The organism is Nostoc flagelliforme FACHB-838 (genome assembly GCF_014698065.1).
GTDB lineage: Bacteria > Cyanobacteriota > Cyanobacteriia > Cyanobacteriales > Nostocaceae > Nostoc > Nostoc flagelliforme_B.
Genome location: NZ_JACJSI010000043.1, coordinates 48,790 through 59,356 on the forward strand (window position 1 = coordinate 48,790; position 10,567 = coordinate 59,356).

Annotated in this window: 10 protein-coding genes; 3 read left to right on the forward strand and 7 right to left on the reverse strand. The window is 41.3% G+C overall.

Annotated features, from left to right (window positions below; translation table 11 throughout):
- Positions 1 to 50 precede the first annotated feature (50 nt).
- The 4 genes from H6G97_RS20550 to H6G97_RS20565 form a co-directional block, all read right to left on the reverse strand.
- A complete protein-coding gene (locus H6G97_RS20550) occupies positions 51 to 1,244 on the reverse strand; it encodes an MFS transporter (protein ID WP_190942540.1) in 1,194 nt (397 codons plus the stop codon).
- Positions 1,245 to 1,340: 96 nt separating this feature from the next.
- Positions 1,341 to 2,054: a rubrerythrin family protein gene (locus H6G97_RS20555; protein WP_190942541.1), complete on the reverse strand. Its 714-nt coding sequence runs from the start codon at positions 2,052 to 2,054 to the stop codon at positions 1,341 to 1,343.
- A gap of 293 nt (positions 2,055 to 2,347) precedes the next feature.
- On the reverse strand, positions 2,348 to 3,088 hold the full coding sequence (locus H6G97_RS20560; protein ID WP_190942542.1) for an SDR family oxidoreductase: 741 nt from the start codon (positions 3,086 to 3,088) through the stop codon (positions 2,348 to 2,350).
- A gap of 106 nt (positions 3,089 to 3,194) precedes the next feature.
- A complete protein-coding gene (locus H6G97_RS20565) occupies positions 3,195 to 4,502 on the reverse strand; it encodes an efflux RND transporter periplasmic adaptor subunit (RefSeq protein WP_190942543.1) in 1,308 nt (435 codons plus the stop codon).
- 327 nt (positions 4,503 to 4,829) lie between these two features.
- Between H6G97_RS20565 and H6G97_RS54820 the strand changes: the two genes are divergently transcribed.
- Together H6G97_RS54820 and H6G97_RS20570 are read left to right on the forward strand one after the other, a co-directional pair.
- On the forward strand, positions 4,830 to 4,955 hold the full coding sequence (locus tag H6G97_RS54820) for a hypothetical protein (RefSeq protein WP_277883312.1): 126 nt from the start codon (positions 4,830 to 4,832) through the stop codon (positions 4,953 to 4,955).
- 218 nt (positions 4,956 to 5,173) lie between these two features.
- Complete coding sequence (locus H6G97_RS20570; RefSeq protein ID WP_190942544.1) at positions 5,174 to 5,716, forward strand: DM9 repeat-containing protein; 543 nt, start codon at positions 5,174 to 5,176, stop codon at positions 5,714 to 5,716.
- A gap of 241 nt (positions 5,717 to 5,957) precedes the next feature.
- On the opposite strand, the gene H6G97_RS20575 is transcribed toward H6G97_RS20570, so the two are convergent.
- From H6G97_RS20575 to H6G97_RS20585, 3 genes are all read right to left on the reverse strand, one after another.
- Positions 5,958 to 8,042: a glycoside hydrolase family 10-like protein gene (locus tag H6G97_RS20575; protein WP_190942545.1), complete on the reverse strand. Its 2,085-nt coding sequence runs from the start codon at positions 8,040 to 8,042 to the stop codon at positions 5,958 to 5,960.
- Positions 8,043 to 8,253: 211 nt separating this feature from the next.
- Complete coding sequence (locus tag H6G97_RS20580; protein ID WP_190942546.1) at positions 8,254 to 8,826, reverse strand: HdeD family acid-resistance protein; 573 nt, start codon at positions 8,824 to 8,826, stop codon at positions 8,254 to 8,256.
- 166 nt (positions 8,827 to 8,992) lie between these two features.
- Complete coding sequence (locus tag H6G97_RS20585; protein WP_190942547.1) at positions 8,993 to 9,544, reverse strand: alpha/beta hydrolase; 552 nt, start codon at positions 9,542 to 9,544, stop codon at positions 8,993 to 8,995.
- A gap of 861 nt (positions 9,545 to 10,405) precedes the next feature.
- Here H6G97_RS20585 and H6G97_RS20590 point away from each other — a divergent pair.
- Positions 10,406 to 10,567: IS630 transposase-related protein (locus tag H6G97_RS20590; protein ID WP_190938912.1), on the forward strand; the 162-nt coding region annotated here is incomplete at its 3' end.

Below are 10,567 nucleotides of genomic sequence, written 5' to 3' on the forward strand. Positions count from 1 at the left end.
TCCCCGACCGTCGCATTGAGAATACTCTTACTCTTTAAACGAATTACGAATTACTTACAAGTGCAATATCTAAACACAAAAAATATCAGAACTGCAAAACCAGTCGCCGCAAAAAATACGCTACTAATTCCGCCAAAACCAAAGGCATAGCCCATTAACAACGGCCCTAATGTTTGCCCTAATCCATAGAATGTCCCGTTTACCGATATAATCGTCGCCAAATATTCTTTTGGTGCTAAATCTGCTAAAAGTGTTTGGATAGTAGGAAAACCAATACCAAGCCCAATACCAAAAATTGTACTAGGGATTAATAGTAACCAGATATTTGACACAAAGGGAACTATTAACATAGCTAAAGCATAAAAAACATAAGATGCACTAATTAAACTTGTGCCACTAAATCTTCTACCTAATCTACCTAATTGGGAAGCTGTGATGGTAATTGCTATAGAAACACTAGAAAGTAGCAATCCAATAATAGTAGGCGGCGCTTTAAAGGTATCGTTAATTAACTGTGGTAAATAGGTAACGTAAGCGCCATAAAGAAACACAAAGTTAGCAGCACTGGCAATAAAAAGTCCAAATAGCTGACGATTTTTCAGAACTTTTACGGCATTGCTTAAATACTGTTGGAGATTGCGTTCGCCTTTTGGTTCTGGATTTTTGAGTGCAAACAAAACTAGTAATCCGAGAGGAATCGCTAATATTGGCAGCATGAAGGGATAATACCAGCCCATTGTTGCTAATGCGCCACCAATTATTGGATAACTAGATGTGCCGACGCTGCTAATACTTGCATTGTAACCCATTGCAGCAATTCGTCTGTCTCCTGTGTATAAATCGCCGATTAAGGTGATACTCAAAGAGAGCAAAGAAGCAGCACCAATTCCTTGCAGCAAACGCAACCATAGCAATAAATTAAAATCACGAGCAAAGGCGCAGGCTGTACCAGCTATGCCAAATAAAAATAGTGAAGGAACAATAATTTTCTTTCTGCCCCATCTATCGGCAAAAATACCAATAATTGGCCCTAAAATCAGAGATGGAAATGTAAATGCTGTAATCAATAAACCCAAGTTTTTCGGATTGATATTTAAGTCTTTGGCTAACTTGGGAAAAGCCGGAGTCACGCTAGAAACTCCGATAACAGCAATCAATGCAACTGCACAAATAATCTGAAAATTTAGCTCTAGATAAATTGGCCTCTGTCGTTCAAATTGGCTGTTATCTTCTGGTGAATTCATGATTTTACCTTGGTGTATAAATAATCAAGAACGCGAAGCATCTCTTAAGACGCTTCGCGTTTATGTGCAAAAAAGAGTGCCTAATTGATTGTCGTCTTAAGCTGCAATTTTTTCCTCAAATGGTTTAAAGGTTTTTTTGCTAGCACCGCAAATCGGACATTCCCAGTCATCAGGAATTTCTTCAAAAGGTGTACCAGGTGCAATTCCCGAATCAGGATCGCCAGCAACCGGATCGTAAATCATGCTGCATTTTCTACAAATCCATTTCCGAGTTTTGGCATCTTCACCTGCGACTCTGGTTGCTGTTTGTCCTCCATTTAATACTTCTAAGGCTTCAGCGTAGCGATCGGCGTGGTAATTTTCGATAAATTTTAACAAACCAAAACGGTGTGCAGCTTCCCGAAATGTGTTGGCATGATCGGTAGATTCTTTAACTTGTTTAAGAAATTCTTCAGCCGCAGGATTGTCGTGATCGCGTTGAGCATCTGCGGCAAACTCAGGATACATTGTAGTATATTCGTAAGTCTCACCCTCAATTGCCAAAGATAAACAGCGAGATATAATTTCCCGCTTTTGTTCATCAGTTAAAGCAGCCGAATCTTCTACTACAAGTTCTGGATGCAGCAATTTAAAATGTGCAAAAGCGTGTTCGGTTTCTTGATCGGCTGTTTCTTTAAAAAGTTTCGCCAAATCTGCAAACCCAAGTTGACGCGCCACATCAGCAAAAAACAGATACTTGCGATTTGCCATCGATTCACCACCGAAAGCAGCTTCTAAGTTTTGAAGTGTAGTAAAGTTGGACAAATCCATAATTTTTGAATGCCTGTAAAAGTGATATTTGGTGCAAAAGAACAGATTCTACAAGCAAATAGACGAGCCGTTATTTGTATAAGTTAGAAAAGGTTTATACAAACTTTTTCAGCCCAGATTTAGCAATCTGCTTTGTTAACTGCTCTTGGATAATTATATTCCAGTAAAAAGCTCTAATTAATGGAAGTAGCAGGCTAATTTTCACCTACGATAACAAGACTAGTAATACCGACGTTATCGGCTGAGGTTTTTATACGGAGAATATCGTGTTCATGAGGAGAGCTTTCATTGCCTCATGCGATTCCACCGTTGACACGAATGTTTTGCCCAGTGATCCACCTAGCTTCATCGCTAGCGAGAAACGCTACTACATCGGCGATTTCTTGCACATCTCCCAGTTTGCCAAAAGCAGCCATTTGGGCTAAACGGTCTATCTGTTCTTGTGTTTTGCCTTCTCGAAACATTTCTGTATCGGTGGGGCCAGGAGAAATAACATTAACTGCGATCGCTTTTGCACCCAATTCTTTAGCTAGTACCCGCGTGATTTGTTCAACAGCACCTTTGGTTCCTACATAAGCACTGTAAGTTGGCAGCATCATCGCCGTGGTTGATGAAGAAAAGTTGATAATCCGCCCCCCTTCTGCCATGTGTTGCGCGGCTTGTTGGCAAGTAAAATAAGTGCCTTTGACGTTAATGGCAAAAATCGCGTCGAAATCTTCTTCACTCACCTGAGTAATTGGTTTATAGAGGGCGATTCCGGCGTTGTTGACCAAAATATCGATTTTACCAAAGCGCTCAAGTGTTTGCTCAAATAACCGTTGAATGTCGGGTAATTTGCTAATATCAGCTTGTACGGCGATCGCTTCTACTCCCAACTTTTCAATTTCTGCAACAACTTCCTGTGCTTTGCCTGCATTACCCGCATAGTTAACGACAATAGATGCGCCGTTACCAGCTAACTTGAGTGCGATGGCTCGTCCAATTCCCCGCGATGAACCAGTGATAATTGCAACTTTCCCGGCTATTGATGCCATAGATTAATCTAGTTTAATTTTGTTAATCAAAGTGATTCTCTGCTCTTAACGTACTGTATCAAGGTTAAATTTAGCGATCGCAGTCATTGATCATTTACCCTGCTCTCTAAGTTTCTGGAACGATCGCAACGCCATCTCTAAGATTGAGCAAACCTGAAATAATAACTTTATCTTCTGGCTGTAAACCTTCGAGAACTTGGTAATTATTACCTTTGATCTCGCCTAGCTTCACTCGCCTTTGCCGAGCTACTTGTTGGGATACACCTTGAGGAGATGTTTGTGTTTCAACTACATAAACAAAAGTGTCTCCACCGACACGAGTCATTGCTGTTGTCGGGATTAAAACTCCAGGGCGCTGATTCCAGAAGACTCTAGCCCTTACCAATTGATCTGCACGCAACTGACCGTTAGGATTGTCAAAAAGTGCTTTGATTAATATCGTTTGTGTTTCATTACTGGCATTAGGTGCAATAAAAAATACTCTACTTCTACCCAGTTTTTGACCTTGTGTGTTCATAACCTCCACTGGCATTCCCTTACGCAATTGCGGCCCTTGCTGTAGTGGCACAGAGATGTTCACTTCTAAAGGTCGATTTTGAGTGATATTAACTAATTGTGTGGAAGTATTAACTGAATCACCGACTTTCACACCAATGTTGCTAACTGTGCCACTAAAGGGAGCGGTAATTTTGTCAGATTGGGGCTGTTGTGTTTGAGTATTTACATTAGCCTGCTGCAAGGATTTTTCAGCCTGCAAGATGGTGGCTCGTTGTGTTTGAATTCTGGAATCAATTGCATTAAGACTAGTCTTAGCAGTGGCGAGCCTATTAGCAACCTGATTGCTAGTCTGTCGAGACACGGCTCCTTGTTCAGCTAGAGAGACAAACTTTTCGTAGTTCTGCTGGTACAATTGCACATTTGCAACATAAGATTCTCGTTCTGCTTCCAGAGATTTGAGTGTAGCGCGGGCATTTTCCAGTTGCATTAAAAATGCTTGAGGTACAGCATTGGTTCCACTGACACCTGCTTGTGCTGTAGGATCTACTTGGAGAATTGCCCCTCCTTGTGCGACTGGATCTCCCGATTTGACAAATATCTGGGTAACTTGGCCTTGAATCCTCGGCTGGAGCGTGACTGAGCGCTGGGATTTTAGGCTAGCAATAAAATCTGAGCTTTCCTCAATTATGCCACTTTGTACTGTCGATATTTTGACCCTTACACCTTGAGGTTGAGCGTTAACAGTTGAAGGTGCGGAATTTTGTGGAGTGAGCAAACGCCAAACTAGAGTTGCTCCGCCCCCTAACAATAGAAGTGCTGGTAAAAGCCAAAGCCACCGCCGTTTTCCACAAGGTGGCTCAAATGAGGTTCGTGGAGTTTCTTCTCCAAAATCAGTTTGAGGCTCAGGGGATGTCATGGCTTTTGAGGAACTGAAGGAACAAATTAACTAGAATTCAATCAAAATTTCATCTGTTGATCTTGAAATTACTGATTTAGCATGAGGTATTGTGGCAAATTCTGTGTTACCTCATCCAAATATACAGTTTTGATGATTCTGTCTAAATCTACCGAAAGGTGAATCCCTAATTTTCCATCCAGTTATCATCGACAAGGTTTGATGATGCTGGCATACCCATGATTGCACTGTAAAAGTCGGTCATTTGCTTGAGTTAATAATAGAAGGCGAGTTTGATTTATGAAAAGAGTTAAGTATTTTTGAGAGTTACGCTCTTAAATTATACCGTTGCTGAGATTAATATCTGGAACACTCCCACAAAAGACAATTCCCTACGACGAAGCGATCGCTGCAACAGTGGTATGGCAGTGGCGAGGTGACTTGCTCTTGAATTGGCGAGGTAAGTGGCTTTAGTTGAAATGTGCAAATGGTAGGCTTCTAAAAACTTTTTGGTTTACTGAATCTTGTAATAATGTAACTTTTTATTTTTATTTTTCGAACGCATAATAAAACATGAAAATATTAAATTAGGTTTTTAATAAGTTAATTCTTTTCAAATATTAATTTATTATTTACCACTCTCCAAAAGGTTGATTTTACGACTTATGTAAAAGTTTGGGAGTTTATCAAATATGCAATTGAAAGATATCGCAACAAATTTAATAAAATTTAATCGGATAGCTACCCTCCTAGGAGTTGGAATAGCAGTTTCTATAGGAATACCTGCACTAGCGGCTGTTTCAAGGACTAATGTGAAACCCAATACTAGTAATTCTAGTCGCTATATTACAGGCGGTACTGAGGATAATGGTAGGAACACATTGTATATTTGCTCTACCAAGGTTGATGGGGAGTATACACCTGGAAAATATTATCCACCAAATCAAAGATGCTACGTTGCATGGGGAGGTAAAGAATATTCGTACACATCGCCAATCAGATTCTACATAACTAATAGCTGGACATGGGGAAATTTTCCGGGGTACATCGTTGGTAATAATCTTGCTGGTGGCACTGAGAATAATGGTAAGAATACATTATATTTTTGCCGAGCCAAGGTTGATGGCGAGTATACACCAGGGAAATACTATCCACCAAATAAAACCTACTATGTTCCTTGGGGTGGACGAGAATACCAATACAAGAAGAATTTCCAGATTCTATTTGTAAACTAAACTGGTACTTGGCAACTTTTGGTAAAGATGGAGAGGAATGGCATGAGCGGATGGTCAAAAGGTCAACTCCAAAGCTCATGCCAGTGAAAATTGTCGGCTCAGTAACGCTATTCCAGTCGCTACCATACATTTAGGGCTTGTAAAATCCGTGAATGCTGTACGCTACAAACTGGCTGCGTATTTGTAGGTGAGAAGTCGATAAATATGATTTTTTATGGCTTGTGAGAAATCCGGGTTTGGTTCAATTCACTGTAATAACTGTTCCCAAACTTTCATTCGCCAATCTATCCACCGCACACACGGCATAAGTTCCCGCTTGTTGAACGGTAGCGAAGGTTGTGCCAGCAGATAAAATTCGCTCAATTGTCCAAGTATCGCCAGTTTGCCGATAAAGTGTCCAAGAACGAACTGGCTGATTATCTCCAGGCTGCCAACTCAGTTTGCGGTTATTGACTTGTAATCCAATAGGTGGAGGGGGTGGCGTTGTATCCTGCCAAGACAAAGTTGGTGGTAACGCAGGTTTGTTATAAAGCAGACTTTGAAATCTATCAGCAATGCCCTGACTATTTTCCGTCAAAACACCGAGATTAAAGAAGATATTTCCCAGTGACAACCGTCCAGCTTGGCTACGACTAATTTTCACCTGCTTTTCAATTTCATCACTCTCTCGACTCTTGTTGCTTGGTTCTGTTAAATTGTTACCCGCGTAAACGTGTCTTTGCTTTGTGTTTATCTGTGTCCACCACTGTAGCAACGCCGAATAACTTTGTTGTGTTTGATCTGTGCGCCAATAAAGTTGAGGAGCAATATAATCAATCCAGCCTTCTTCTAACCATTTCTTCGAGTCGGCATACAGAACGTTATAAGCATCTAACCCAGTAATACCAGCGGGTTGTCCGGGGCGATAAATCCCAAAGGGGCTAATACCAAATTTAACGTCGGGTTTGGCTGCTTTAATTCCCTGCCAGAGGCGCTGTACCATTCTGTTAACATTATCCCGTCGCCAGTCGCCAAGGCTAAGTGTACCACCGGCTGCCTTATATGCAGCGTAGGTCTTATCATCGGGGAAAGGTTGTCCCTCGATGGGATATGGATAGAAATAATCATCTAAGTGAATGCCGTCAACATCATAGCGCTTCACTACATCAAGAATTACGTTGTAAGCTCTGTCTTGAACTATTTTCAGTCCGGGATCCATCCAGCGCTGAGTTTTCCACAAATAAACGCTTTCTGGATTGGTAGCTGCTATGTGGGGACGGACTGTTTTAGCTGGGTTGGTGGAAGTGCTTGCACGGTAAGGGTTGAACCAAGCATGGAGTTCAATATTGCGCTTGTGACATTCTGCAATCGCAAACGCCAAAGGATCATAAAATGGTTCTGGCGCTTTCCCCTGAGTTCCTGTAATCCAAGCACTCCAAGGCTCTAATTGCGATTCATATAAAGCGTCTCCTTCTGGTCGCACCTGGAAAATCAGGGCATTAAAGTTTAGCGCTTGTAATTTAGTAATAATCTCGGTGAGTTCAGCTTTTTGTTGAGCAACAGGAAGTCCTGCTTTGGAAGGCCAATCACCATTCCACACAGATACTAACCATGCTCCCCGGAACTCCCGGCTATGATTTACCTTAACAGTACCAGCAGGTATTGGTGTTGGTGTGGGCGTAGGTGTCGGTGTTGGTATCGGCGTAGGTGTTGGTGTGGGTGTGGGCGTTGATATTGGCGGCTGCACTAGGTAATTAGAGGTAATTTTTTCTGCCTGCCCTAAATACACTAAAGCTTGATAAACAATCGCTGCCACATCTCCACGGGTAGCTGCGAGATTGGGATTGAATAATTTGATATTTGGGAAACTAACTACCAATCCAGCGCTGGTGGCAATAGCTACTTGATTTCTTCCATACTCAGGAATTTGAGCAAAATCTTGATAAATTTTTGGTAGTTGTGACAGCAGGTCAGGTCTTACCTTAGTGGCAATTTCTAATCCTCCTACCAAAGAAACTAAGACTTCAACTCTAGTAATTCGGTTAGCAGAACGGAAGGTTTTATCAGGAAACCCAGTAAGAAATGCTTTTTCGTAAGCTCCTTGAATGGCGGCTGCTGCCCAATAATTAGTGGGTACATCAACAAAGGGGACGTACTGCCGCTTCTTAGAAACTCTCCCAAATGCGTTAGCGATGATGGCGGCAAATTCAGCGCGAGTAACAGAGCTATCGGGGCGATAAGTGCCGTTAGGCAACCCATTGACAATACGACGTTGGGCTAAGGCTGTAATAAATAAGCGTGCCCAATGGTTTTGAATATCCGAGAAGGGAGTAGCGATAGATACCATTGTTGATTGCAGCTAGCTGGCCTTGATTTTGATTTCCTTAGCTAATTTAGCAACATCAGGGCGATCGCTGCTGCAATGTCTTAGTAAACTGTCACTACTCAAGATTGGACATTGAAAAGAGGCAGAGGGCAGGGTGCAGAGGAGAGGAATTTTCCCCCTGCTCCCTGCTCCCTGCTTCTTGTTCCCCTGCTTCTTCCCCATTCCTTATCTACTAAGTAGGATTTGCAGCTTCATTAGTAGAATTCAAGGTAGAACGCGCATTCAATGAAAGCATTACGCGTGAAACGCCAGTAAAAATAACGCTGACACCAACTAGTGTGCCAAGAAGCCAAGGTGCATTGAAGGGCCACTGGAACCAAATCATTGCGCCTAAGACCAAAGTAATAATCCCATCACCTAGTATCCACGTCCAGTTAGCTTGCGGACGTAACTTAAATGCCAGAATTAACTCGAATGTGCCTTCAGCCAATAAAAAGCTGCCCAGCAACAGAGTTAGTGTGAGAATACCTGTAAAAGGATAAACAAACAGCATTACACCGGTTGCAATATAGAGTCCGCTTAACAGAACTTTCCAAACAAAACCTCCTTGGTGGCGGGTTTGAGTGGCATAAACTAGTTTTGTAAATCCGGCGAAAATCAAAATCACCGCAATCCAAGTCTCGGCAAATAAGGTGGTAAAATTAGGCGCTGCGATCGCAATAACGCCCAAAATACTCAAAATCACACCACTTATCAGTGACCCATTAACATCCTTGTTAATATTTCTAGAAACATCGCTTGTCATACAAATCTTTTCCCTATCTTAGACTAAACTCTACATTTAGGTTAGGGAATTTCTAAGTAATAGAGTATGAACCCTAAGATAGACTCATCAGTATTAACTTCATGGTGATCGTGACTAAAATTCACGACTATTGAGACATCAAACCAATCATCTGATGACATAAACCTCATAAAAGTTTTGCAAGATTGCTTAGGCGTTCATAAACCGCAATGAGACGATCACCTTCAAGTTCAACAGAAGTATTTGGATAATTCTGAATGGCTCCAAGAAGCGTAACTTCACCATTTTTTTCAATAGATGCACTTAAAGCGTCTCGCAGGGACTGCTGATTTAGTTCTCCTGCGGGAGGGTGAACAACCTCACCAATTTGGTTAACTAAAATTGGCCCTGCCCAACTAGACAATAAGCTATTTAAAAAGGCAGCATCGGCTTTTATTGGGGCTTTTAGTGCTTTACGAGCTATTGCGGGGTCTTGTTGTGCCGCCTGTAAATAAGCCGTTAATGTCGGGGTAGTCTTGCCAGTTTCTGTAAACTGAGTTAATTCTTCAACAGATACTTGCCCTTGAAAAGTACCATACTTTAAAACAACTTGCTCGGCAGCATTAGCATCAGTACTTGAGAATAGAACAAAAGCACCTACACCTAAAGCTATTGTCTGAGTGAATAGCTTAGTGAATTTCTTACTGTTGAATCGATTGAGAAGTTGAGAAATCTGCATTTTGTCTAACTTTATAATAATGGTACGGAGCGTAGATATGTACAAGATGCCCAACCGTTGTATTATTTCACAAAATTCCTGCTACAGAGACATGATTAGGGACGTACAACTAGACGCCCCTACAGCCAATTTGTTGCAAATATTTTTGGAAATGGTGTTATTAAACCTTTTCGTTAGGCGGAGCTAATGAGGTAGTATTGACTGATCTTCGTCTAAGGTTGGTGCAGGTATGCCCAAATGCTTGCGTGCAGATTCTTCTGCTAGCTTTCGGTCTTGCTCGTTTTCGAACTGACTCTCATCTAACAAATGAGGGTTTTTTGCCGCTTCATCTCGGCTTGGCCGATAGCCGTTTTTCCATCTGTACTTCCAGTCATAAGTTGAAAGGCAGATATACTGCGATTTTGTTAACTAGTTATTCATAGTAGGTGCTGAATAGAAAATGATACTCCTGCTATAGGTTGAAGAGGCTCATTCAGAAGGTATAAACCTAACATAATTTTTGAGCAAGAATACTCTATTGGTAAGAACTTGATAGATTAGCACACTGAGAACAAGTCATGAGTAGCTCGTAAGTATAATAACTTTGCTGATATTGGCGATCGCTGCTGGATGTTATATAAAATTTTACAGTTGTAGAATTTGTTTGATTTTATATTTTTATTCAAGAGTCGATATGATAAATATTATTTTAGATATTGCCGAAACACAAAACAAGATAATTATGCTTAAAGAACAGATTACACTTTTCAGGTTTAATTACAATGGGGTTATAGCAAGCGCCAAGGCGGTTAGGACAAACAGTATAATTAGTGAGTAAAGTAAAACTAGATACAGATGAAGCGTTCAGCTCAAGGAAAGCTCATGCCAAAACCTTACAGTTACGACTTACGCCAGAAGGTAATTCAGGCAATAGAGTTAGACGGGATGAACAAAACGGAAGCAGCGCAAGTTTTTCAAATCAGTCGAAACACAATCAACCTATGGCTGCAACGAAAAGCCAGCACTGGAGATTATCAAGCATTA

Bases quoted from the DNA above. Each gene is read 5' to 3' on its own strand.
- H6G97_RS20560 (WP_190942542.1), bottom strand. From the start codon at position 3,088: ATGGCATCAATAGCCGGGAAAGTTGCAATTATCACTGGTTCATCGCGG.
- H6G97_RS20580 (WP_190942546.1), bottom strand. From the start codon at position 8,826: ATGACAAGCGATGTTTCTAGAAATATTAACAAGGATGTTAATGGGTCA.
- H6G97_RS20585 (WP_190942547.1), bottom strand. From the start codon at position 9,544: ATGCAGATTTCTCAACTTCTCAATCGATTCAACAGTAAGAAATTCACT.
- H6G97_RS20555 (WP_190942541.1), bottom strand. From the start codon at position 2,054: ATGGATTTGTCCAACTTTACTACACTTCAAAACTTAGAAGCTGCTTTC.
- H6G97_RS20570 (WP_190942544.1), top strand. From the start codon at position 5,174: ATGCAATTGAAAGATATCGCAACAAATTTAATAAAATTTAATCGGATA.
- H6G97_RS20565 (WP_190942543.1), bottom strand. From the start codon at position 4,502: ATGACATCCCCTGAGCCTCAAACTGATTTTGGAGAAGAAACTCCACGA.
- H6G97_RS20550 (WP_190942540.1), bottom strand. From the start codon at position 1,244: ATGAATTCACCAGAAGATAACAGCCAATTTGAACGACAGAGGCCAATT.
- H6G97_RS20575 (WP_190942545.1), bottom strand. From the start codon at position 8,042: ATGGTATCTATCGCTACTCCCTTCTCGGATATTCAAAACCATTGGGCA.